Annotated in this window: 20 protein-coding genes and 1 tRNA gene; 16 read left to right on the top strand and 5 right to left on the bottom strand. The window is 42.5% G+C overall.

All coding sequences use genetic code 11. The annotated features are described in order from the left end of the window. Positions 1 to 50: 50 nt before the first annotated feature. Positions 51 to 800 (top strand): hypothetical protein, encoded by a 750-nt coding sequence (locus tag AC1F2U_RS08490; RefSeq protein ID WP_480260699.1) that lies wholly within the window; start codon positions 51 to 53, stop codon positions 798 to 800. A gap of 488 nt (positions 801 to 1288) precedes the next feature. On the opposite strand, the gene AC1F2U_RS08485 is transcribed toward AC1F2U_RS08490, so the two are convergent. Together AC1F2U_RS08485 and AC1F2U_RS08480 are read right to left on the bottom strand one after the other, a co-directional pair. Further along, complete coding sequence (locus AC1F2U_RS08485; protein WP_480260698.1) at positions 1289 to 2560, bottom strand: RuBisCO small subunit-like domain-containing protein; 1272 nt, start codon at positions 2558 to 2560, stop codon at positions 1289 to 1291. Between the two features lie 342 nt (positions 2561 to 2902). Further along, positions 2903 to 3151, bottom strand: coding sequence for a hypothetical protein (locus AC1F2U_RS08480; RefSeq protein ID WP_480260697.1), 249 nt, complete (start codon positions 3149 to 3151; stop codon positions 2903 to 2905). A gap of 105 nt (positions 3152 to 3256) precedes the next feature. Between AC1F2U_RS08480 and AC1F2U_RS08475 the strand changes: the two genes are divergently transcribed. Next, the gene (locus tag AC1F2U_RS08475; RefSeq protein ID WP_480260696.1) at positions 3257 to 3409 is read left to right on the top strand and encodes a hypothetical protein; all 153 of its coding nucleotides are present in this window, start codon (positions 3257 to 3259) and stop codon (positions 3407 to 3409) included. A 130-nt stretch (positions 3410 to 3539) separates the two neighbouring features. Next, positions 3540 to 4856, top strand: coding sequence for an FADH(2)-oxidizing methylenetetrahydrofolate--tRNA-(uracil(54)-C(5))-methyltransferase TrmFO (trmFO, locus tag AC1F2U_RS08470; protein ID WP_480260695.1), 1317 nt, complete (start codon positions 3540 to 3542; stop codon positions 4854 to 4856). A gap of 101 nt (positions 4857 to 4957) precedes the next feature. Here trmFO and AC1F2U_RS08465 read toward each other — a convergent pair whose 3' ends face one another. Continuing rightward, the gene (locus tag AC1F2U_RS08465) at positions 4958 to 5245 is read right to left on the bottom strand and encodes a hypothetical protein (RefSeq protein ID WP_480260694.1); all 288 of its coding nucleotides are present in this window, start codon (positions 5243 to 5245) and stop codon (positions 4958 to 4960) included. Positions 5246 to 5602: 357 nt separating this feature from the next. Here AC1F2U_RS08465 and AC1F2U_RS08460 point away from each other — a divergent pair, with 357 nt between their 5' ends. The 6 genes from AC1F2U_RS08460 (at position 5603) to AC1F2U_RS08435 (ending at position 16147) form a co-directional block, all read left to right on the top strand. Next, positions 5603 to 6781: a murein hydrolase activator EnvC family protein gene (locus AC1F2U_RS08460; RefSeq protein ID WP_480260861.1), complete on the top strand. Its 1179-nt coding sequence runs from the start codon at positions 5603 to 5605 to the stop codon at positions 6779 to 6781. 44 nt (positions 6782 to 6825) lie between these two features. Then, positions 6826 to 6898: transfer RNA gene (locus tag AC1F2U_RS08455), tRNA-Arg, on the top strand. Between the two features lie 327 nt (positions 6899 to 7225). Further along, entirely contained in the window at positions 7226 to 7804 is a 579-nt protein-coding gene (locus AC1F2U_RS08450; RefSeq protein WP_480260693.1) for a Uma2 family endonuclease, read from the top strand. Between the two features lie 185 nt (positions 7805 to 7989). Further along, positions 7990 to 8373, top strand: a complete 384-nt coding sequence (locus AC1F2U_RS08445; RefSeq protein WP_480260692.1) for a VOC family protein — start codon at positions 7990 to 7992, stop codon at positions 8371 to 8373. Between the two features lie 72 nt (positions 8374 to 8445). After that, positions 8446 to 9327 (top strand): ribosome biogenesis GTPase YlqF, encoded by an 882-nt coding sequence (gene ylqF / locus AC1F2U_RS08440; protein WP_480260691.1) that lies wholly within the window; start codon positions 8446 to 8448, stop codon positions 9325 to 9327. A gap of 505 nt (positions 9328 to 9832) precedes the next feature. Beyond that, complete coding sequence (locus tag AC1F2U_RS08435; protein ID WP_480260690.1) at positions 9833 to 16147, top strand: ATP-binding sensor histidine kinase; 6315 nt, start codon at positions 9833 to 9835, stop codon at positions 16145 to 16147. Between the two features lie 74 nt (positions 16148 to 16221). Here the strand turns inward: AC1F2U_RS08435 and ctpA are convergent, their stop codons facing one another. Beyond that, a complete protein-coding gene (gene ctpA / locus AC1F2U_RS08430; RefSeq protein WP_480260689.1) occupies positions 16222 to 17466 on the bottom strand; it encodes a carboxyl-terminal processing protease CtpA in 1245 nt (414 codons plus the stop codon). Positions 17467 to 17874: 408 nt separating this feature from the next. Between ctpA and petB the strand changes: the two genes are divergently transcribed. The 6 genes from petB to AC1F2U_RS08400 all read left to right on the top strand — a co-directional run bounded on the left by petB (position 17875) and on the right by AC1F2U_RS08400 (position 23482). Then, on the top strand, positions 17875 to 18522 hold the full coding sequence (gene petB / locus AC1F2U_RS08425) for a cytochrome b6 (RefSeq protein WP_099102529.1): 648 nt from the start codon (positions 17875 to 17877) through the stop codon (positions 18520 to 18522). A 255-nt stretch (positions 18523 to 18777) separates the two neighbouring features. Then, on the top strand, positions 18778 to 19260 hold the full coding sequence (gene petD / locus AC1F2U_RS08420; RefSeq protein ID WP_181930359.1) for a cytochrome b6-f complex subunit IV: 483 nt from the start codon (positions 18778 to 18780) through the stop codon (positions 19258 to 19260). Positions 19261 to 19879: 619 nt separating this feature from the next. After that, complete coding sequence (locus AC1F2U_RS08415; protein WP_292739730.1) at positions 19880 to 20323, top strand: ATP-binding protein; 444 nt, start codon at positions 19880 to 19882, stop codon at positions 20321 to 20323. Positions 20324 to 20844: 521 nt separating this feature from the next. After that, a complete protein-coding gene (locus AC1F2U_RS08410; RefSeq protein ID WP_480260688.1) occupies positions 20845 to 21834 on the top strand; it encodes a GDP-mannose 4,6-dehydratase in 990 nt (329 codons plus the stop codon). A 10-nt stretch (positions 21835 to 21844) separates the two neighbouring features. Beyond that, complete coding sequence (locus AC1F2U_RS08405) at positions 21845 to 23026, top strand: glycosyltransferase (protein WP_480260687.1); 1182 nt, start codon at positions 21845 to 21847, stop codon at positions 23024 to 23026. A gap of 84 nt (positions 23027 to 23110) precedes the next feature. Continuing rightward, positions 23111 to 23482: a hypothetical protein gene (locus tag AC1F2U_RS08400; protein WP_480260686.1), complete on the top strand. Its 372-nt coding sequence runs from the start codon at positions 23111 to 23113 to the stop codon at positions 23480 to 23482. Positions 23483 to 23524: 42 nt separating this feature from the next. On the opposite strand, the gene AC1F2U_RS08395 is transcribed toward AC1F2U_RS08400, so the two are convergent. Next, positions 23525 to 23956, bottom strand: coding sequence for a hypothetical protein (locus tag AC1F2U_RS08395; protein WP_480260685.1), 432 nt, complete (start codon positions 23954 to 23956; stop codon positions 23525 to 23527). Positions 23957 to 24254: 298 nt separating this feature from the next. Between AC1F2U_RS08395 and AC1F2U_RS08390 the strand changes: the two genes are divergently transcribed. After that, positions 24255 to 24593 (top strand): hypothetical protein, encoded by a 339-nt coding sequence (locus tag AC1F2U_RS08390; RefSeq protein ID WP_480260684.1) that lies wholly within the window; start codon positions 24255 to 24257, stop codon positions 24591 to 24593. Positions 24594 to 24763: the final 170 nt, after the last annotated feature.

Raw genomic sequence — 24763 nt, 5'->3', positions numbered from 1 at the left:
GTTTATAGTGATACGGTGTTTTCCGTTCCTTGTCTCGGCAGATTCATAACATGATTTATTCTGGCAAATTACAAAAGTATTTTGCGGGCATTTCTTTGTCTGTAATTTTAGTAGGTGACTTAGTTCTCACACAAAAAACTGCTCCAGTTTTAGCCGAAACCATAAATACATCATTCGGTGAAGCTGTGACATTCAGTTGCAATGATAGTGAAGCGACAATCGCAGCTAAAAATGGCCCCAAAGTAGTTAATGGAACAGCAAGAATTTACATTGGTTATCAGCAATTCTCAAATAACAAAAACCCTGTAACTATCCGCTTTAATAATGGGATAAAAGCATGGTGTCGCAATGATTACGAGACCACAGGTGACGATAGTACAGGTTACGGATTGTATTGGAATGGAAGTGATGTTTTATATGGCATTTACTCTTCTACAGGCAGTCAGACAGGTAGTGATTTTCGCCGTTTTGCCAGTGGTCGGTGGATGCCTAGCTATGGTTATGGAGGCGGACCACAAGCCGCAGTTATAGCCCGGATTAATCCAGATAATGGCCAGGTTGATTATGCCACGTTTTTATCTTCTAAAAAGCCAGATAATGGAGAAACTAATTCTTTACTTGTCAATTATCTATCATGGAATGGCACAAATTTAACTGTGAAAGCAACGTCATGGTGGACTCCTCGTGGCACTAATACAAATTCCATGAATTGCTATGGTGCATCACCTTATCAATACACAGCCGCATTTACTAGCGATTTAAGAACGATGACCTCAGCTTCAGCTAGTACTTGTAGGTAAAAGGGAAAAATTCAGCTTTCAAATTGAGGAAACATATAGTTTCTAGTTGTTTAAGAATTAACAAAAAATCTGGCGAATCGAATTCGCAGCTTCAGATACCCGACTTCTCCAAGAAGTTGGGGTTTTTGTTGTTCACAAATGATTTAAAATTGACTTTGTAGAGACGGCGATTCATCGCGTCTCTTGCCTTAACCGAACAGCATTGGCATTGCTATAGCTAAAACATCATCTCTTTAGCAGCTAATACCAATTCAATTAATGATTGCAACAACATATTTTTGGGTAAAGACGCGATGAATCGTGTCTCTACAAATGGTCTATTTGTTGCATTCTTTTTTCAAATTGGTATAATTACCCAGAAATGATATGAGCTAATAGAAAATAAAGCTTTTTAAACCCGCCCACGCGGGTTTAGTCTGTTTAGATGCAGTTTCTAACCGTCGATTGAACTTCCGATTTCTAACTCCCGGATTGTGCTGCATCTATCCCTAATTGTTTCCATTGGGACGCTGAATAATTGTCTCCACCACCCGCCGCTTGGCTTTAGTATCGATACCTACTAAACGCACATACTCACCGCTATATTCTGACAAAGTTGCCTCTAAATTTGAGATGGCATCAGACTCGGCATCAATGTGGCTATGAACACAAGTTTGCCAAGAACCTGTGCGAAAACGGCGCTCATCTACGTGTTCAATACTAATTTTGTAACCTTGAGACAATAATTGCCGAATCTGTTCTTGTGTCTCTAAAGTTAAATGGGCACTTGATGCTTGCTGTTTCTGGAATTGATTAGTTTTTACTTCTTTGGTTGCGCCATTTGATGGCTGACTAATTGGTGTCACAGCAGCAGGTGGTGCTGATTGAGAATTTCTACCTCGATTGAGTCGATTGTAATCATCAACCAAATGAGAACTTTCTACCCGTTTTTGTTCGCCAACCAGGAAGTTACCAGACTCGATTAAGTGAGACAGCCTGAAATCTGGCTTTTTAAACTCTGGTGGCCCTTGAGTGCTGTTAACCACATTCAAGGATATCTGCTCAAAACCTACTTTATGAATGTAGTTGCGGATTTGTTCGTCATAAATGCGCGATCGCAAAGCGCTAAAAAAGTCAATAGACTGATTGACAAAAGTATCAACGAGCTGTTCAACTTCTTTCTGTGACAGTCCATCCGGTTCAAAAATCCCTTTGACAATTCCTACCTTATCGTCTCTATCTGGTTCCCAGTAGAATTTCTCCATCCGTCCATCCCGAATTAACGGTGCATAGAGGGTAGAAAAATCATTACCTGTGACAATAATCGGCACGCGATGTAAAGGTGTGGAATCATAGCTTCCCGGCAACTGCACATCTGTGGGATTATCAGCAATATTCATCAGTGTGGCATTCACCAACTGCGTGTTTACAGTATATTGAGTGCCTTCATCAAAGCGTCCAGCACCGGCATCTAAATCGTTAATCATCAGTACACACATTTTGCCGCGTACTTTGATCAGTTCAGCTGTTTCCCGATAGCGCAACCGAATCAACCGCGCTGGATCTCCCGCATCTGGACTTTCCAGTTCGCCGCCAGATACGTGAGTCACTTCGATACCCATTTTCTCGAAGACTAATTGACATTGAAATGTTTTACCTTCTCCTTTGCGTCCATGAATACCCAGGATCACGGGAACTCGCACGCCAGGAAGCTTCAGGAAATTTTTGGTGATGTGGACAGCAAGTTTGTCCAAAAAGCGGGGAGCGATGTAGTAACCCATGAGTTTATGTGATGAAAAATTAACACTTCTAAGGTTAATGTTAATTTTTTTTTGGGGATAGCGATCGCTTTTCTTTCAGACAAGCTTGTGCTTGTTCATCTGTTGGGTTGATTGTCTGTTGCCAAAGTTGAACGCGCTCCCAAGCATGGAAGGAGTGAAAACTGCTGTTATTTGGTAGTGCAAAAGATTTGATTACAATATCAAATGACTTTGATAAGCCATGAGAATAATTTAAAGATTACTGAGATTAACCTATTTTTTAGAATAGAGCGTGTTTTCAAACACGCCCTAGTATTGCATATCGCTACAGTTAATGGAAATCATTTGTATCTACTATGCTGTCTAATTAACCCAAATTTCTTTTAAAGCAGATAACGCCTCTTCTGTTAATATATCTGGGTTGTTAGGATCGTTAATATCTTTAATACCGCGCTTTTCAAGAGCAGCAATAATTTCAGGGGTTAGTCGCGAAACAGGAGGCGTTACGCCACCGTATACACTTTTCAATTCCCGATCATCTGTTACTTCCTCAATAAACATAACTGGAGCTAGATTTAAAGCGACGTTATCTTTAATTTTGTTTTTAGTCATAAATCACGTCTTAATTACGCCTTTTTAACTAATTATTGAATATGTACTTAATGTATCACCTAGAAAAAGGAGAAATCAAGGTTTTATACAAAATATCCTAGTTTTATGACTAATTTTGCTACCTTTTTGATTAATCCAATTAGGCAAGGGCTGAGGACGCGATCGCACTTGCTGGCAGTGTGCCAGTTGAAAAATGTTCAGCCCAGCGTTGCTGGTGGCTTTTCATATTATGGCAAAAACGATTGTAAAAAACCTTGAAAGTCTAGTCTCGACGTTACAATTGACCCAATACTTTATTTGCACTTGTTGTGGTTTAACATCACTTTTTATTTAATTTGACTTTTGTAATGCTGATGGATACTTATAATATGGGAATTAAAATTTAACTATGGAAACACAACCGATACAAGTAATTGGAGGTGGACTAGCTGGGACAGAAGCAGCTTGGCAAATAGCGCAAGCTGGAGTGCCAGTAATTCTGCATGAAATGCGTCCAAAGCGATTTAGTCCGGCTCATCATACAGAACATTTAGCAGAATTAGTGTGTAGTAATTCCTTTGGGGCAATGGCAAGCGATCGCGCGGCGGGATTATTGCACGAAGAGTTACGCCAACTCGGTTCGATTGTCATCTCAAAAGCTGATGAACACGCCGTACCTGCTGGTGGGGCGCTAGCCGTAGACAGGGGACAATTTGGCCAAGATTTAACTGAAACTTTAGCGAGTCATCCTTTAGTTGAATTCCGCCGGGGTGAAGTGTCTGCGATTCCTGAAGGGATTGTGGTTTTAGCAACCGGGCCTTTAACTAGTCCCGACTTAGCAGAAGATTTGCAACGCTTTACAGGGATGGAATACCTCAGCTTTTTTGATGCAGCTAGTCCGATTATCGTTGGAGAATCGATTAACCGTGACATTGCTTTTATGGCATCACGTTATGACAAAGGTGAAGCCGCTTATCTCAACTGCCCAATGAATAAAGAGCAGTACTTGCACTTTCGGGAAGAACTCTGTAAAGCCGAACAAACAGAACTCAAGGGTTTTGAACGAGAAACGGCGAAATTTTTTGAAGCTTGTTTACCCATAGAAGAACTAGCCCAGCGCGGAGAAGATACCATGCGCTACGGCCCCCTAAAGCCAGTGGGATTGTCAGATACTCGCACAGGAGAACGTCCTTATGCTGTGGTGCAGTTACGACAAGAAGATAAAGCTGGTCAGCTGTGGAATATGGTAGGATTTCAAACAAATCTGCGTTGGGGCGAACAAAAGCGAATCTTTCAATTAATTCCCAGTTTAGAAAAAGCAGAGTTTGTCAGGCTGGGAGTAATGCACCGCAACACTTTTATTAATGCTCCTCAGTTAATGCATCCTACCTTGCAATTTAAAGAGCGTCCGACATTATTAGCTGCGGGACAATTGATTGGTACTGAAGGTTACACTGCTGCGGCTGCGGGTGGTTGCTTGGCAGGAATTAATGCCGCGCGGTTAGCCTTGGGTAAAGAAGCTTTGGTTTTACCACCAACAACAATGATGGGTGCATTATTAGAATTTATTAGTTCCGCTTCGCCGAAGCATTTCCAACCAATGCCGCCTAACTTTGGGATTTTTCCCGATTTAGGAATGAAAATCAAAAGTAAACCAGAACGTTATGGACGTTACCGCGATCGCTCTTTAACTGATTTGGCAAACTGGAAAGCTAATCGTAATTAATGGGGATTGGGTAGAGGGGCAAAGGAGCGGAGGGGCAGAGGGGCAGAGGGGAAAAACTTACTGCAACTGCTCCCCTGCTCCCCTGCTCCCCTGCTCCCTATCTATTCTTTAATAGTGACTAATCCATGTATACCTAGCGCTGTAATTACACCTCCCAGTAATCCCCAAGTACCATCGGCAAATACGTTGATGCGATGAATGTAAGTGCGATGATAGGCATACTCTAATTGTCTATCATTTACTTTTCCAACCTCTACCAGGTTTTCCACATACTTTTCAGCTTTGATCAGTGCTGCATAATCGAGATTAAACCAATACAACGATACTCCCACCACTGCCAAACCTGGAGCAACCAAGGTAATTAAGAGAATTGCTATACGTGCGTTCATACATCTCACCCACTCACATACCTGCTCAATGCTGACATAGCTGGAATCCTTGTGTTACAACTTGGCATACCAATTTAATAATGCTTTGGCGTGGGTGAATCAAATTTTGGGAATAATCCTCATAGTGTTTGAAAGTATCGTTTTGATTAGGTTCGCACTATGAGAGGGCGATTTCTAGAAAAAAAGCAGATTTATCGAGGAAGGCAGGAGGCAGAGGGCAGGAGGCAGGAGGAAGACTGCCCTCTGCATCTGCCTCCTGCTACAACCAGAGAGAGCAAGAGTTTAAGACCTCCAGGCAGTTCAGCACTGCTCAATTATCTGGGATCGAATCCCCTTAGAGTTGCCTTTTTCTGCCTCCTGCCTCCTGCCTCCTGCCTCCTTCAATGCTGTTTATCTATTGTATTTTGCTGTATTTTGTGGATTTGTTTGGGATTAATTCCAGCCGACGCAACATCTACAGGGTCTATTGATACTCTGCGACAACAGCAGCAACAAATGAACCAGCAGCGTCAGGGTGTAGTTGGAGAGCGCGATCGCTTAAATAATCTCCAACAGGAGGCCCAAAAACACCTGACTGGTTTAAAGCAAAATCTGCAAACGACAGATAGCTATCTTCTAGAGAGCGAATCGCGATTACAACTTGCTACCCAACGCCTCCAGCAGTTAGAGACTGATTTAGATGTGGCAGAACGTTCGTATCAGGAGCGGCAAATTGCAACAGTAGCACGATTGCGTTATCTTCAGCGATCGCCTGCTTTTGCGGGATGGGCAGTTTTGCTCGAAAGTGAAAATATCAGCGACTTTTTCAGCCGTCGTCATCAGTTGAAGTTAGTGTTTCAAGCAGACCAGAAAATTTTGCTAAAACTCAACACCCAAGCAAACTCAATCGATAAACAAAAAACGGAAGTAGAACAGCAAAAAAACGAAATTGGTTTAATTCGCGAGCAACTGTTGGCACAAAAAGCCGATTATCAAACCCAGGCGCAATCGCAATCAGAATTGATTCAACGCCTCAATAGCGATCGCCTTGCCTTAGAAGCTGCGCAAAATCAGCTAGAAAGAGAATCCAAAAATCTGGAAGTCTTGATTCAACAAAAGGTAGCCGAAGCCCAAGGAAAAACCAACAGCAGAACAGGTATCATCATTCGAGGAACTGGGGTAATGGCATATCCTAGCGATGCTTCTACTAGCAGTCCCTTTGGCTGGCGGGTACACCCAATTCTTGGCTATCGTCGCTTTCATGCTGGGTTGGATTTTGCCGCCAGCTATGGTAGTAAAATTCGGGCAGCCGATTCAGGAACAGTAATTTTTGCTGGATGGTATGGTGGTTATGGTAGAGCGGTAATTATCGACCACGGTAATGGCATGACTACACTCTACGGTCATACCAGCGAGTTATATGTTTCTGAGGGACAAGCAGTTGAACGCGGACAAGCGATCGCTGCTGTCGGTTCCACAGGTTTCTCAACTGGCCCCCACCTCCACTTTGAAGTTCGTCGGAATGGTACACCTGTAGACCCAGCTAATTATCTTTAAAGCTGCGAATTTTATCACAGACGTGCTATAATATGGAAGATTAAGGGCGCGTAGCTCAGTGGATAGAGCAACAGATTCCGGTTCTGTGGGTCGGGGGTTCAAATCCCTCCGCGCTCGTTACCTTTACAAGACTAACGAAAAAATCGAGAGGTCATTTTCTCTCATAGGATAAACCTAATTTACCCTATGAGACAGAATGGTAACGGTTAGTCTAGAATACAAAAATTAGTGTACGTATGTGGTGATTGATATAACACTATACTAGAGATTTTGTTTTCTCATTCAATCTCTCACCCCTATTACCTACCCCAAAATTGTTTTAAAAAATCAAACAATGGGGCATTTGTTGGAGGGAATTCCTAAAGTATAGGTAGAGGCTAAATCTTCCCTATTAGCAGCAGATGGGTTTGATGCAACTAGAATTTTTGTGGAGCGCAATTAATTATGACTGCTTTAACCTTACAGTTACCTTCTAATCTGCAATTTACGGATGAGGAATTTGCACAGGTTGTCGCTGTGAATAAAGAATTACGACTAGAGTTAACTGCTGAGGGGGAATTAATTATCATGTCACCTACTGGGGGAGAAACGGGAAACCGTAATTTTGATTTATTAGGTCAGATATGGTTTTGGAGCAATCAAAATAATTTGGGAAAAGCTTTTGATTCTTCTACTGGGTTTAAATTGCCAAATGGGGCAACTCGTTCACCTGATGCCTCTTGGATAAGGATAGAAAGATGGGATGTTCTTACCCCAGAACAAAGAAAGAAATTTCTCCCTTTGTGTCCTGATTTTGCAGTGGAATTAGTTTCTGAAACTGATGATGTGGAAGATACTAAAGCCAAAATGCAGGAATACTTAGCAAATGGTTTACAACTGGGTTGGTTAATTAATCCTAAAGATAAACAAGTAATAATTTATCGCCCAAATATTGTACCGGAAGTTTTACAATCTCCCACAAGTTTATCGGGTGAAGATGTTCTCCCTAGTTTTGTTTTAAATTTACAACAGATTTTTGTATAGATGACTGATATCTTGATTTTATTTCTACTCAAATTCGCGTAAACCATCGACACTTCCTTTAAAGCTCAAACCAGATTCGAAACCGCAGCAAGTGCTAAGTGTAAGAACTTTAGAAAAGTGAAAATCTTTTTTGATTGGCGATCGCACTTCTTTAGCAAAAAAAAATCAACTAACTTAAAGCCAAGATGGTTTTTCAGTACACTAACGCATTTGTCACCATAGCATCGGTTGATTTTGAGAATTTAGTTAATTTCTATACCAAATTGCTGGAGCAAAAGCCAGTTATTTTGATTCCAAATGTCTATGCTGAGTTTAATTTAGTTAGCCTAAGATTAAGTATTTTTAAACCAAAGAACACAAACGAATCGGAATTTGAAGCGATCGCCAAAAGTAAGATAAGTTTGTGTTTGGAAGTAAGTAACTTAGAAGATGCGATCGCTCACCTAACTGCTTTGGGCTATCCTCCACCAGGAGACATTTCCATTGCTTCCCACGGCAGAGAAATTTATGCTTATGACCCTGATGGCAATCGTCTGATTTTACATCAAGCTGCTATGGGGAGTCATTAGTCATTTGTCATTGGTCATTTCAAAGGACAAATAACAAAAGACAAAAGACAAATAACAAAGGACAAAGAACAAATGGCTATAACTCAAAACTATAGATTAAACCTGATTCAATGGTATCCAGGTCACATTGCGAAAGCTGAAAGGAAGCTCAAAGAACAGCTAAAGCGCGTAGACGTGGTGTTTGAGGTACGAGATGCTCGGATTCCCTTAGCGACTCACCATCCCCAAATAGGTGAGTGGGTAGAAGGTAAAAAACGGGTGTTGATACTTAATCGAGTAGATATGATTACACCACAAATGCGATCGCTGTGGATCGATTGGTTTAAACGTCAAGGGGAAGTCCCTTATTTTACCAACGCTCAACATGGTAAAGGTATAGCAGAAGTAGCGCGGGCAGCGCAAGCTGCTGGGGTAGAACTCAATCAAAGAAGAAGCGATCGCGGGATGTTACCCCGTCCAGTGCGGGCTGTGGTAATTGGTTTTCCCAATGTCGGTAAATCAGCTTTAATTAACCGCCTGTTGGGAAAGCGAGTTGTGGAAAGTGCAGCTCGTCCTGGGGTAACTCGCCAACTACGCTGGGTGCGAATTTCCGAACATTTAGAATTGCTTGATGCTCCTGGTGTCATCCCTTTAAAATTAGAAGACCAAGACGCAGCCTTGAAATTAGCTATTTGTGATGATATCGGTGAAGCATCTTACGATAACCAGCTAGTAGCAGCAGCCTTAGTGGATTTACTCAACTATTTAGAAGCTGTAGCAGAAGATTTATTACCAAAAAAACCATTACAATCTCGCTACCAACTCGATTCAACATCAGACACCGGAGATACCTATTTACACGCCTTGGCAGAGCATCGTTACAAAGGTGATGTAGAGCGAGCAGCAAGGCAACTTTTAACAGATTTTCGTAAGGGGTTGTTGGGTGAAATGAGTTTGGAATTACCACCGAATTAAATCTAAATTCAAATAGTAAAAATTAGGAAACCTATTTGATTAACAGGACTTACGCAACTGTCACCAGCAATGGCGCGGCTATGCCGTGCTGCGCGCCAAACAACTAGGCGATAAACATGGTAACGTCTTAACTTTCCCTCATGAGCGACTGCTGAATCCGGAGGGCTTGCCGCAGGCTACCACTCCAGGCGCAGAGAACACAAAAGAGAAGAAATAGAGAGAATTTTTGCGTCAGTTTTGGGATATTTTTTTATTTGGAAGTCCTTTAATACTTCTTTACTGTTGCCTCATGCCTTTATTTGTCAGCTCAAAAAGTCTTTGACGGAGTTCTGATACTACTTTGGGAAATCATCAAAACGCGTTCGCTACATCTACATGAAGGTGTTTGCATTCCTACTCTTCGCCTCCAGTGCCCCATACCCAATATAACTTTTCTAACGCTTGTTACCCAATTTATGGTAGTGGGAATTATAACACTAGTATAAAGAGATTTTCGTAAAAATTTATGAGCGCAAAAGTTGATGGAACTTTAAGGATTGCTGGCTACCAAATCGTCGAGCAACTTTATTCAGGTTCTCGTACTCAAGTGTATCGGGCAATTCGAGAATGCGATACCTTCGGTGGGCTTCGCCAACGCCTACCAGTTGTCATCAAGCTCTTAAAACGAGAATACCCAACATTTACCGAATTAGTCCAGTTTCGCAACCAATATGCGATCGCTAAAAACCTAGATATTCCCGGCATTATCAAACCCTACAGTCTGGAAACCCATCATAATGGCTATGCCCTGGTAATGGAGGACTTTGGTGGTGTTTCCCTGCGGCAATTTACTCAAGGAAAAACACTGACATTAGAGCAATTCTTACCCATTGCTCTGCAACTGTTTGACACTTTACACCAGTTACATCAACAGCGCGTCATTCACAAAGACATCAAGCCAGCCAATATCTTGATTCACCCTGACACGAAACAAATCAAGCTGATTGACTTTAGTATTGCCTCGCTCTTACCACGAGAAACCCAGGAACTTCAGAGCCTCAATGGACTGGAGGGAACGCTAGCGTATCTGTCGCCAGAGCAAACCGGACGAATGAATAGGGGCATAGACTACCGCAGCGACTTTTATTCTTTAGGTGTGACTTTCTTTGAGCTACTGAGTGGAAAATTGCCCTTTGAATCCCATGAACCGATGGAGTTGGTGCATTACCACATTGCGAAACTTCCACCCTGCCTCTGCGATTTCAACCCCAAATTGCCCTTGATGCTGGGCGAAATTGTCCGCAAACTGATGGCGAAGAACGCCGAAGACCGCTATCAAAGTGCGCTAGGAATTAAACATGACCTTGTTACCTGCTTAGAACAGTGGCGAGAAACAGGCAAACACACCTGGTTTGATTTAGGACAGCGAGATATTAGCGATCGCTTTCTCATACCCGAAAAACTCTACGGGCGGGAATCGAAGGTAAAGACCCTATTAGAAGCATTTGGTTATGTGGCCAATGGTGGCTCTCAACTGATGCTAGTGGCAGGTTTCTCTGGTATTGGCAAAACCGCAGTCGTCAACGAAGTGCATAAACCGATTGTGCGCTGGAACGGCTACTTCATCAAGGGCAAATACGACCAGTTCAACCGCAACATTCCTCTGTCTGCTTTTGTGCAAGCCTTTCGCGATCTGATGGGACAGTTGCTTAGGGAAAGCGATATTCAACTGGAGCAATGGCAGAACAAGATTTTAGCAGCAGTTGCAGAGAACGGACAACTTCTGATCGAGGTGATTCCTGAACTGGAGCAGCTGATCGGCAAACAGCCTGCGATCGCTGAACTATCGGGCGGTGCGGCACAACACCGTTTTAATCTGCTGTTCCAAAAGTTCATTCAGGTGTTTGCGACAAGAGAGCATCCGTTGGTGATGTTTCTCGATGACTTGCAGTGGGCAGATTCGGCATCGCTGAATTTGCTGAAGTTGTTGATGGCTCAGAGCGATTGCAGCCATCTATTCATTATTGGCGCATACCGCGATAACGAGGTGTTTGCGGCTCATCCACTGATGTTGACGCTAGATGAAATTGAAAAGGCATCTTCCTGCGTCAATACTTTGACCCTAGTTCCGTTGAGTCAAGCAGATGTGAATCATTTGATCGCCGATTCGCTCAGTTGTGCAACAAAACAGGCACTGCCGTTGACAGAGTTAGTTTATCAAAAAGCCAAAGGCAATCCTTTTTTCACAACTCAGTTTTTGAAAGCGCTACATGAGGATGGGCTGATTACCTTTAATTGGGAGGCAGGTTTTTGGCAGTGCGATGTAGCACAAGTGCGATCGCTTGCTCTCACTGATGATGTGGTGGAATTTATGGCACAACAACTTCAGAAGTTGCCTGACATCACGCAAAATGTTCTAAAACTGGCAGCCTGTATCGGCAATCAGTTCGATTTGGCGACGTTAGCGATCGTTTATGAAAAGTCGCAGGCAGAAACCGCTTCAGACTTGTGGAAAGCACTGCAAGAAGGATTTATCATTCCTACCAATGAAATTTACAAGTTTTATCAAGATTCCTCATTGGCGATCGGTCATTTGCAAATGACAAATGACAAAGGACAAATGACGGTTTACAAATTCTTGCACGATCGCGTCCAGCAAGCTGCTTATTTCCTGATTCCAGAGGAACAAAAACAGATAGCTCACCTCAAAATTGGGCAACTATTACTGACTCATACACCTGTTGCCAAACAAGACGAAAAATTATTTGAAATCGTTAACCAACTTAATATCGGCAAATCCCTAATTGTCGATCTATCTAAGCAAATAGAACTCGCCCAACTCAATCTGAAAGCTGGACAAAAAGCCAGAGCCACAACTGCCTATACAGCCGCATGTGAGTATTGCACTACAGGCATCGCCTTGTTAACTGAGGATATGTGGCAAACGCAGTATGAGTTAACCTTAGCCCTCTACGAAGCTGCCACTGAAGCCGCTTACCTGAGCGGCAACTTTGAACAGATGACACAATTAGCGGCAGTTATAATAGAACGCTCTAGAAATTTGTTGGATACGGTCAAGGTCTATGAAGTTCAAATTCAAGCTGCTCAAGCCCAACATCAATTTATAGAGGCAGTGCAGATTGCCCTAAAGATTGTAGAGCATCTAGGAACGAGTTTTCCCAAGCAACCCAGTCAATTAGATATTGCACGGGCATTCGAGACGACTAAATCGATCCTGGCTGGAAGGCAACCGTTAGACTTAATGACTCTGCCCCAGATGTCAGACCCTAATAAGTTAGCTGTTGTACGGATTCTCGCCGCTGTCACTTCTGCTGCCTTTGTTGTAACTCCAGCGTTGTTACCGTTTATTGTCCTCGAACAGGTCAATTTATCCGTTCAATATGGCAATAGTTCATTTTCGGCAATTGGCTATGGCTACTATGGAATGATACTTTGTGGGATGACAGGAGAAATTGACTCTGGCTATGAGTGTGCACAACTAGCACACTTATTGCTCGAACATTTCAATGCCAAAGAACTGAAGTCTAGAGTCTATGTCGGAATTTACTGTTGCGTGTGGCATTGGAAAGAGCCGCTCAAGAACTCCTTACCGTTTCTCCGGGAAGGCTACGAAGTTGGATTGGAAACGGGAGATTTAGAATCGGCTGCTATTTGCGGATTCATTTACATCTCATACTGTTGGTTTATGGGCAAAGAATTAAGCGATCTCAGCCGAGAGAGTGCTGCCTTCCGAGATCAGCTTGGGCAGCTCAACCAAGAAGGTCTTACCAGCCATCTGACCGTTTTTCAGCAACCAATTTTGAATATGCTTGGCGATTCTGCTGAACCTTGGCAGCTGACTGGAAATGCCTTTAATCGAGAGGAAATTGTGCCAGCCCTCCAGCGATCGGGCGATCAGACTGCGTTGTATTATTTCTATGCCAACCAACTTGGTCTGTGTTACATGTTTGGCAAGTTTGAGTTGGCGGTGTCAGCGGCGATCGCTGCTGAAAACTATATAGGTGGTGCTACAGGCTTATTCATAGTTCCGCTCTGCTACACCTATGATTCTCTAGCCCATCTGGCAATCTATTCTCAGGTTTGTGAGGCACAACAGCAAAACATTCTGCAACGGGTGGCTAAAAACCAGGAAAAAATGAAAAAGTGGGCCGATCGCGCTCCAGAAAATTACCTACACAAATTTTATTTAGTTGAAGCCGACCGATACCGAGTCTTAGAGCAGAAATCAGAGGCAATAGATTTGTACGATCGCGCCATAACTCTAGCTAAAGAACACGGTTACACCCAAGAAGAAGCACTTGCCAATGAACTGGCAGCTAAATTCTACCTTAATTGGCACAAAGAGCGAATTGCTCAGTCATATATGACCCAAGCCTACTATGGCTATGCTCGTTGGGGCGCTAAAGCCAAAGTCGCCGATTTGGAACGAGGTTATCCCCAACTCCTCGCCCCCATCTTAGAGCAAACCCGTTCTCCCCTTTCAACTAACGAAACTATCTTCACATTGGAGAGTGTTACCTCCACCAGTTCCGCCACTTCCAATAGTAGCAGCGTCTCTGTTGCTTTAGATTTAGCTACCATCCTCAAAGCTTCCCAAACTCTTTCTGGGGAAATCGAACTCGAAAAACTGCTTTCAGCTTTGCTGCATATCGTCATTGAAAATGCTGGAGCCGATAAATGTGTATTCATGCTTTTAGAGTCAGATCGGTTGCTAGTTCAGGCTTTAGCACAACTTTCCGTGAGCAGTCTACAGAACCAGGCTGTCAAAGTTGATTTTTACCCGATGTTATTCAACCCACAGCCTATTGAAGACTCAGTTGATGTACCAGTTGGCTTAATTAATAACGTCAAACGCAACTTACAACCAGCAGTAATTACTGATGCCACGGTGCATCCGCAATTAATCAATGACCCGTATATTCAGCAACAGCAACCCAAGAGTATCTTGTGCAGCCCGATTTTGAATCAGGGTAAGTTGTTGGGCATATTGTACCTGGAAAATAATTTGGCAACCGGAGCCTTTACAAGCGATCGCGTCGAACTGCTGAACTTACTTTGTGCCCAAGCCGCAATTTCTCTGGAAAATGCCCAAATTTACGAAAATTCTCAGAACTATGCGCAACAGTTGGCACAATCTCTAGCAAAATTGCAGGCTAGTGAAATCCGCTTCCAAAATTTGGCAAATAATATTCCTGGGATGGTGTACCAATTCCGTCTGGAGGTGGATGGTTCAACTTCAACACCCTACGTTAGTTCTGGCTGTCTCGATTTGTATGGGTTAGAGCCAGAGTTGCTGATGGCAGGGACGCATAGCATTTACGCCATGAATCATCCTGACGATCGCCCAGCTATTGCCCAAGCGATCGCCGACTCTGCCCAAAATCTTACACCATTTGAGCAAGAATGGCGGATTATCCTGCCTTCAGGAACCGTGAAATGGATTCAATCTGCGGCTCGGCCAGAGCTACAAGCCGATGGGGCAATCATCTGGGATGGGGTGGTGATTGATATTAGCAATGGCAAAGAGGCTGAAGTATCTCTAGCCAAAGAACGAGAGTTTTTGAATGCGATCATTCACAATATTACCGATGGGATTGTTGTTTGTGATGGTACTGGCAAATTGACTCTATTTAACAAAGCAACTCGTGAATTTCATGGTCTACCAGTAGAATCATTACCAGCAGAACAATGGGCAGAACACTTCGATCTCTATCAACCTGATGGTCAAACACCCCTATCAATCACGGAAATTCCTTTATTTCGTGCTTTGCAAGGAGAAATCGTCGAAAATGCCGAAATGGTAATTGCGCCGAAGCATGGTTCTAGGAGAATTTTGTTAGCTAGTGGACAAGCGATCTTCGATGCTTCGGGTAACAAACTCGGTGCAGTCGTTGTGATGCGAGACATTAGCGATCGCAAACTTGCTGAACTTACCTTGCAGCAAAAATCACTTGACTTAGAACAAGCGCTAACCGATCTGCAAAACACCCAATTACAAATGGTGCAAAGTGAGAAAATGTCTGCACTAGGGAACTTAGTTGCTGGTGTCGCTCACGAAATGAATAATCCTCTCGGTTTTATTGCTGCCAGTCTCAAACAAGCTAAACCTACCATTGCTGATATTGTTGAACACTTAAAACTTTATCAATCAAGCTTGACTAATGCAAGTGATGAAATCAAACACCATGCCGAAGAAATCGACTTGGATTATAGCTTAGAAGACTTGCCCAAGATGATTGATGCCATGTCGATGGCGTGCGATCGCCTGAAAAACATCAGCACCAGTTTACGAACTTTCTCGCGTGCCGATAAAGATTATAAAGTACCATTTAATATTCACCAAGGCATCGACAGCACGATTTTAATTTTGAAACATCGTCTCAAGGCTAACGACCAACGTCCAGCAATTGAAGTGATAACTGAATACAGCAATTTACCTCAAGTTGAGTGTTTTCCTGGACAATTAAATCAAGTATTTATGAATATTTTAGCAAATGCCATTGATGCCTTAGAGGAATCGAATCTTGGACGAAGTTTTGACGAAATTAAAGCCAATCCGAACTGCATTACAATTACCACTACAGTAGAAAATAATTTAGTTAAAATTACAATTGCTGATAATGGTAAGGGTATCGAAGAAGAAGTAAAACAAAAAATATTTGATCATTTATTTACGACAAAAGCTGTCGGTAAAGGCACAGGATTAGGATTGGCGATCGCTCGGCAAATTATTGTAGAAAAACATGGCGGAGCGATCGCGGTGAATTCCCAATTTGGGGAAGGAACTGAATTTGTGATTCAGCTACCGTTATCGGCATAACTAAATCTTATTTGTTAGTTATGAAATCAGATGGAGTCTAAATCTCCACCTGATTTGTCTCCTTGTACCCTTTTTCAAGCTTTTTCCGCTACCACCGAGTTTTTCTTCAAAAGTTCCACAGCAGCTTGATATTGCAGATCCGCTTCGGTACCAATTTGTTCGCGGTTAATCGCTGGTTGAGAAATAACTTTATCCGGCTTAATACCTAGTTTGTTAATATCTCGGTGTTCAGGAGTTTCATACTTAGCAATTGTGACTGCTAAACCCGAACCATCTGATAATTCAAACAAGGATTGAATTAAGCCTTTGCCAAAGGTGGTTTCGCCTACCAACTGGGCACGACCGTTATCTTGGAGTGCGCCAGCAAGAATCTCACTGGCGCTGGCAGTTCCTTGATTTACCAAAATCACCAGAGGATCTTTCGTAAGGGCCGGGCCAAAGGCTTCAAAACTACCCTGAATGCCTTGTCGGTTAACTGTGTAAACGATAGTGCCAGAGTCTAACCACAGACGGGCAATTTCAATTCCTGATTGCAATAACCCCCCAGGATTATTTCGTAAATCTAGAATGTAGGCAGCAGCGCCTTTTTTTTCTAGACTAGAAATAGCGTGTGCCAATTCCGTTGAAGCGTTGGCATTAAATTGTGTCAGACGTAGGTAGCCAATGGGTGTACCCTCAGCAGAAACACGCAAATCTGAAACCACAGGGTTAAGGGCAATGCGATCGCGTGTCAGTCTAATTTCCGTTTCTGCCTCTCCGTCCCGTTCGATTACGAGAGTCACAAGGCTGCCACTCGGCCCGCGCATTTTGGTAGCAGCTTCATCAAGGGTGAGATTTTCTGTGGAAACGCCTTCAATTTTGAGAATGCGATCGCGTGGTCGAATCCCCGCTTTATCTGCCGGTGAGCCGGCGATAGGAGCCACTACTTCCAACTTCCCATTCTCAGAATTCAAGGCAATTTGCAATCCTACCCCAGTCAGTTCCCCAGAAGTATTGACCTGCAAGCTGCGGTACTGTTCTGGATCTAAAAAGCGGGTAAAAGGATCGTCGAGGCTGTTGAGCATCTTCCCAATTGCCTCATAACTGGCATTTGAGTCTGGCAGTGGTTTTTCCAGAACCTTTTGCCGCACAGCCGCCCAGTTTTGATGATTAAATGTCTCATCTAGATAAGTACGATTAACAATTCGCCAAACTTCCGAAACCAGCTTTTGTTCTCCAGTCAAAGCCAGCGATGGCTGAGTGAGCGTACCCAACGCCAAGCAAACCGCCATTAACAATGAAAATCCAACCCGAAAGACTTGTTTATTCATGAACCCCATTATCAATTCCACCTCAACCCAAATTGTCTAGATAATGCCCACTTCCTCTGTTGTTGATGAAATCTATCTCTCGATTATGTTACTTTTTTTATAGAAGTGGTGCATTTTTCTCATCAAGTTGTTCAGTCAACTGATGCATCGTATCCACTCACCAAAGGATAAAATCTACTTTGTGTCCACCATTTTGTGTGTAGGGGCGTAAAGAGATCGCAATATATTCCATCTTTACAGAGTGTAAAGTTTCTGAAGTCTCTTAGCACACTGAAAGCTGAAAAGCAAACAAAAAAAACTCCCCTTTATTAAAATCCCAAAATTGCTAATTGGGAGAGAAGTCTGAGCGAAGGCTTCTGCCGATTCAGAACTTCGGGATTTATCAACCGCAACCGACTTTTAGGAACTTGAGATTGTATGGCCAACGTTTACGACTGGTTTGAGGAACGCCTGGAGATTCAGGCACTTGCCGAAGACGTTACTAGCAAGTACGTCCCTCCCCACGTCAATATCTTTTACTGCCTGGGTGGAATTACCTTGGTTTGCTTTCTCATCCAGTTTGCTACTGGATTTGCCATGACGTTCTACTACAGGCCAACAGTCACTGAAGCCTTCTCCTCAGTGGAGTACATCATGAATGAAGTAAACTTCGGTTGGCTAATTCGCTCCATCCATCGCTGGTCTGCCAGCATGATGGTATTGATGATGATTTTGCACACCTTCCGGGTTTATCTGACTGGTGGTTTCAAAAAGCCCCGCGAACTGACCTGGATAAGTGGTGTCATCCTGGCTGTGATTACAGTTTCCTTTGGAGTTACCGGCTATTCTCTACCTTGGGATCAAGTTGGCTACTGGGCTGTGAAAATTGTTAGCGGCGTACCAGAAGCAATTCCCGTAGTTGGAGTTCTGATTTCCGACCTATTGCGCGGCGGTTCCAGTGTTGGTCAAGCAACACTAACTCGTTACTACAGCGCACACACATTTGTACTGCCTTGGTTAATTGCAGTATTCATGCTGTTTCACTTCTTGATGATCCGCAAGCAAGGCATTTCCGGGCCTTTGTAATCTCAGCTATTAGCGAAAGGCAACATTTGTTAGTTTTCAGATCGAGTGGTTTGTTTTAAACTTATGAAACACAAGAAATTAATTGCACATAAGTTCCAAAAAACAAATACTTGTATCTGAAGCCTCAAGCTATAGAAAACTTCAGACCGGATAACTGTAGATATAGAAACGCTGTTTCCCGCCTGTTGGTTGCCTAGTAGCTGATAGCTTTCATAAATGCTTTAATTTAACTTAAGCAGGAGAGCACATTTCAAAATGTCAACACAAAAAAAACCTGACCTGAGCGATCCTCAGTTAAGAGCCAAACTCGCTAAAGGCATGGGTCACAACTACTATGGTGAACCCGCTTGGCCTAATGACTTACTTTACGTCTTTCCAATCGTGATCATGGGTTCCTTCGCTGCGATTGTGGCTCTAGCCGTGCTAGATCCGGCAATGACGGGTGAACCAGCAAATCCTTTCGCCACACCATTGGAAATTTTGCCAGAGTGGTACTTATATCCAGTCTTCCAAATTTTGCGATCGCTTCCTAACAAACTTTTAGGAGTGTTAGCAATGGGTTCCGTACCAGTAGGGCTAATCCTCGTTCCCTTTATTGAGAACGTGAATAAGTTCCAAAACCCCTTCCGCCGTCCAGTTGCAACCACAGTATTCCTTGTTGGTACTCTTGTCACCGTGTGGCTAGGTATTGGTGCTGCTTTGCCATTGGATAAATCTTTGACCTTGGGACTATTCTAAATTAGTCACTACAAAGTGCTTTGACGCCTGTGAGTTTCAAGAGCAGATGCAGATGTGCTTTTGAAAGCAATCAACAGGCGTCAATTTTAACAGGAAAGAATTCAGAAGTCAGAAGCCAGAACTCAGAATTAAATTGTGAACTAAAAAGTGGATAACGCCAGCAAAGCGAGTCCGTGTCTCTTACGGGAAAGCAAGTTATGCATAGCGTCTTATAGATAGTGTCTGCATAAATGGGTTTAAGTTCCCCACTAAATATGCTTTTTTTAGTGGTCAACAAGATAGTGTTGGATCTGTAGCAAGATCCCGCAGTGTATCTCTCACTGATTTCCTTCTGAATTCTAAATTCTTCTTCAAGAGTTTAGATTGCATCTAGGATTTGAAGTTTTGGATGGAAAAGCTATTCCAAAATCTCAAATCATCAAAAAACAAATACAAACATTTCTTACTTACTTAACGTAAGTTGCTAGTTACAACCCTGAGAATGCCAAAATCATTCATATTTTGTATTTTGGTACATAGAATATGTCAATTTAGATTTTTTTATGTCAGAGAAATTTTGCGAATAGTGCAGAATTTAATAACTAGCAACTTGGGTTTACTTATATTCAACTCACCGTTAATGCTTAGTATAGTGCAGCAAGACCATCTGACGGTTAAGAGCGAACTCAGGCTCTTAAACCAGGTGCAAGAATGGTTTGAGCAATTTTGTCTGCAACACTTGTCTCAACTTGGCTGGTCAAAAACCCAACTCGATCGCCTCAATTTAGCATTAGCAGAAGGCTTTACTAACGCTGTTCGTCACGCTCATCATGCTTTACCCCCAGAAACAATCATTGAAATTAACGTTTATCTGTGGATTGACCGACTAGAGATTAGAATTTGGGATTATGGAAAACCTTTCAATCCTGATGCGATCGCAGAGCCAGCCCCAGGTACTCTGCAAGTAGGTGGGTATGGGTGGTTTCTCCTCCGGCGGTTGGCCGATCGGGTTGTATACGAACGTGGTGCGGATGGTAGAAATTGCCTGCTCATTGTCAAATACTCTGTAGAAGCACAAAAGTAACAGTGAAATAGTCAAGGCTAAAGGAAAGAATAATTCTGATGTCAATTTTGGCTTGTGAGGGGAGTGGAGCGTAGGGAAGGAGTCTCGACAAAAAACGAGGGCTTTTCTTCTCTACAATACTCTCTTGTACTTAGGAGTCAAATAAATAAAACTTCTCATATAACCGTCACCAAGCTAACGAAGATTTTGCCCAAAGTTGAGCTACACACTTTCAAACAGAAGTGGTTTTTGCTAAAATACATGGCTATTTGATTGATAAAAGTATACTCCTTTTTCAATATTATTTAAATTGGAGAAATATATTTTTTATGTGAAATTGCTTATCATTATTATGATTTTTTTGTAAAACTTTAAGTAAAATTTTTGTATAAAAAGAACTAGTAAATATAGTAAAAATAGCATTCGAGCTACACTAGCTCCCTTGTTAAGATTTGTCAGCAGTGTTGAGAGTCTTAATGTTTGTTCTCTAACAAGTGCCATTTCCTGATTAAAGAGATAGACAGAATAGGGGACAAAATATTATGACTAAAACAGCCCTAATTACAGGAATTACTGGTCAAGATGGCTACTATCTCAGCCATTTGCTCCTCAACCGCGGTTATCGAGTTGTCGGATTAGTACCCCCACATCGACAGCCTAATTTAACAAAACTGGGAATACTGGCAAATCAGGTAGAAATTTTTACGGTTGACTTGAGGGATAATACGGCACTGTTGACCGCAGTTGAACAACTGCGTCCCCAAGAGATTTACAATTTGGCGGCTCCCAGTTTTGTACCCGACTCCTGGAACGACCCATTGGGAACTCTGGATTTAATAACTGGTACAGCTACTAGGCTCTTGGAAGCAGTACAAAAAGTTGGTTTGTCTACCAGATTTTATCAAGCCAGCAGTTCAGAAATGTTTGGCGATGTATTCCTCTCGCCTCAAGATGAGGAAACCGCTTTTCGTCCCAAAAATCCTTATGCTGCGGCTAAAATGCACGCTCACTGGACGATGGTGCATCATAGACAGCGCTATGGACTATTTGCCTGTAGCGGAATTTTATATAATCACGAGTCTCCTCTACGCGCACCTCAGTTTGTCACACGCAAAGTTTCTTTAGCGGCTGCATCAATTAAATTGGGTTTAACTGACACCTTAGAAATGGGTAATCTGGATGCCAAACGTGATTGGGGTTTTGCAGGTGATTATGTAGAGGCAATGTGGCTGATGTTACAAGTTGATGAGCCAGAAGAATATGTGATTGGCACTGGTAAACTACACAGTGTAAGAGATTTAGTTGCCACAGCCTTTGAGTCAGTCGGCTTGGATTGGAAGCAGCATGTAGTTTTAAATACTAGCTTGTTGCGACAAGATGAGCATTTTCAACTAGTAGCTAACCCCAGTAAAGCTAAAAGAAAACTCGGCTGGGAACCCCAAGTAAGCTTTGAGGAACTTTTAGAAAACATGGTAAAAACAGATTTAGAGCGGTTAAAAAGCGGTGCGCTCGCGCCCTTACCGCGAGTGTAAATAATCTAAGATGCAAATCACTACAGTGACAGAAAACCTGAATTTAGGTGATAAAGTTAACAAAAAAACTAACCATGTCTTCGTCTTTTTAGAAATTTTTGCTCACGAAGGTGGTATTCAATCCTATATAAAAGATATTTTTCGCGCCTATCTGGGATTGAGCCAAGACTGTAAAGCAGAAGTTTTTTTACTGCGAGATAGTGCTGATAGCTTAAATCCGTTTGAAGACGAGAACTTAAAATTTCATTACTTTAAAAATCAGTCTCCCTATTTGGGAAGATTGCAAATGGCAGCAGCTTTACTGAAATGTCTATTGCAGAGCCGTCCGCAGCAGGTTTTCTGCGGTCACATTAACTTAGCAGTATTAATCCAAACACTTTGCCAGCCCTTGGGGATTCCTTACACCGTGCTAACTTACGGCAAAGAAGTCTGGGAACCGTTGAAAAATCAGGAACGTCGCGCCCTGACATCAGCAGAGAGAATTTGGACAATTAGTCGCTACAGCCGCGATCGCGCTTGTGTTGCCAATAGTCTAAACCCAAAAATGGTACAGATGATGCCTTGTGCCATTGATACGGATAAATTTACTCCTGGTTCCAAACAACCAGAATTAGTCCAGAAGTATGGCTTAACTGGTGCGAAAGTGTTAATGACAGTAGCGCGGTTATGGTCAGGAGACATTTACAAAGGTGTAGATGTCACCATTCGGGCGTTACCACAAATCGCTGAAGTTTTCCCAGAAGTGAAATATTTGGTAATTGGTCGCGGCGATGACCAACCGCGATTAGCTAAACTTGCAGAAAATTTAGGTGTGAGCGATCGCGTTGTATTTGCTGGTTTCGTTGCCACAGAAGAATTAATGGAACATTATCGCCTTGCTGACGCCTATATTATGCCTTCGCAAGAAGGCTTTGGCATAGTTTATCTAGAAGCAATGGCTTGTGGAGTACCTGTATTATCCGGTGACGACGATGGTTCCGCTGACCCCTTGCAGGATGGTAAACTGGGATGGCGAGTACCACACCGCAATCCTGATGCTGTAGCAGCAGCTTGTATAGAAATGCTTCAAGGGGATGACCCGCGATGTGATGGAAAGTGGCTGCGAGAACAGGCGATCGCTCTGTTTGGCATCAATGCCTTTCAACAGCACTTACAAAAAATGCTGCTATCCTCAGTAATAAAGTCCATTTGAGTCCAAATGACAAATGACCAATGACCAATGACCAATGACTAAAATCGCTATCCTAGAAGGAGAGCAGGACAAAATTTATTAAAAATGAGCTTTAAGTCATTTCAATTGAATCTTTTAAATCTCCGCCCTTGGCTCACCTTGCTAGCAGTTGTTTGGCTGCTGGCATCAGTGGGCTTGGGTTGGTTAGTTAATTCATTGCTAATTATTTTCGGGTTACTGTTGTTGGCACCTATTGTGGCTTTTTTTGGCTTTCGTTGGTGGCTGCAACGCAACTTGGTTGCCGATCGATGTCCCGTCTGTGGATATGAATTTACAGGTTTAAATAACAGTCAGTTGCAATGTCCTAACTGTAAAGAGTTGCTGTTAGTACAAAATAGTCATTTTCAGCGCTTTACACCAGAAGGCACAATTGATGTCACTGCTGTCGAAGTTCCAGCCAAATCACTGGAAGAATAGTCCAGGATCGTTAGTCATTAGCAAAGCATAAATGACTAATGACTATTTATTTTTTTGCGAGATTGAGAGGTTGTAAGTATACTGTTGCGGGGATAGTTCGCCCACATACAGAGAATATTTTCCTGCCTGCCAATAACCAGACAGTTCTGACTTACCTCCAGAGTAACTATCTGCTAGTACACAAAAACGCCCCCCAGGCCCGTCGATCAGCAGTGTTGGCTTTCCTTGACTCTCTACTGTTAATCGTAAATAAGGTAGTGACTCTGTTACTTGGATAACTTGGCTAGGTTCAGTAGTAATATTGCCACAATTACTTTTGACAGTTCCCCCAGATTTCCCATTTAAAATCAATGGATCGGGTTGGGAATTTCGATTAATTTGGATTGTTGGTGTCTGTGCCAAATTAGCCTCAGTGAAAGCCAAACTCATCGCCAAAGTTGTGGGAATAATTGCAAGCAGCCTAAGAGTCTTCATTTTAATTAATGCTCCAGATTTTTTTAGAGCAATATTGTTATACAGTCCGATTTATATAGACGACAGCAATCACTCTTGGTTCCGAAAGCTGCCGTATAAAGTAATACTAGTCAGTTAATGATTATTTGTGAAGATTTGATAGGTGTATGTAGAGACGTTGCATTGCAACGCCTCTAGAATTGATGTCTGAAAGGTCTTGCACCCACAAACATTAGCTAAAATCACTAAGACAACCACCAAAAATAGAATTTGGTTGGTCTATTGTTGAATAAGTATGCTAATGAGGTAGGAAAGATTGATGAATCCTCAACCAGAAGAAGACTTACAGCGTCGCCTCAATAAGCTAGAGGCAGAGATTAATTCCCCGCCAGGGGTGGTTTCACAAGAACAAAAACAAACGCCTCAGTCTGTTTTTGCCAACTTCAACTTGCAACTAGAGCGATTTCAGATTTGGTTCAATAGCTTATCTGGTGTGAAAAAGCTGATAGTTTCAGGTGTGACGGTGCTAGTAGGCTTGGCGATACTGCAAGCAGTGTTTAAACTAGTTGCATCTGTAATCAGTCTGGCACTTTTGGCAGTGTTAGTGTATGTTGGATACAAATTTTTTGTGTCTGGTAGCTTTCAACGTAAGCAATAAGTTGATATGCATTTACTATGCACTCTGCCCGGCGTTATGAAAGTTAGGAGCCGAAATAAAAACGGCTTCTGACTTACAGAGGATTTCAAGGAAGTTGAAGTAGACAAGCTAAGTGTCAAAACTAGGTATAAAGCCTATTTTATTTCTGTTAGCGCAGCCCATTCAGACTC

The sequence above is a fragment of the Nostoc sp. LEGE 12454 genome (assembly GCF_056620565.1).
The sequence above is the reverse complement of the archived record's forward strand: the minus strand, read 5'-3'. Positions and strand labels throughout refer to the sequence as shown.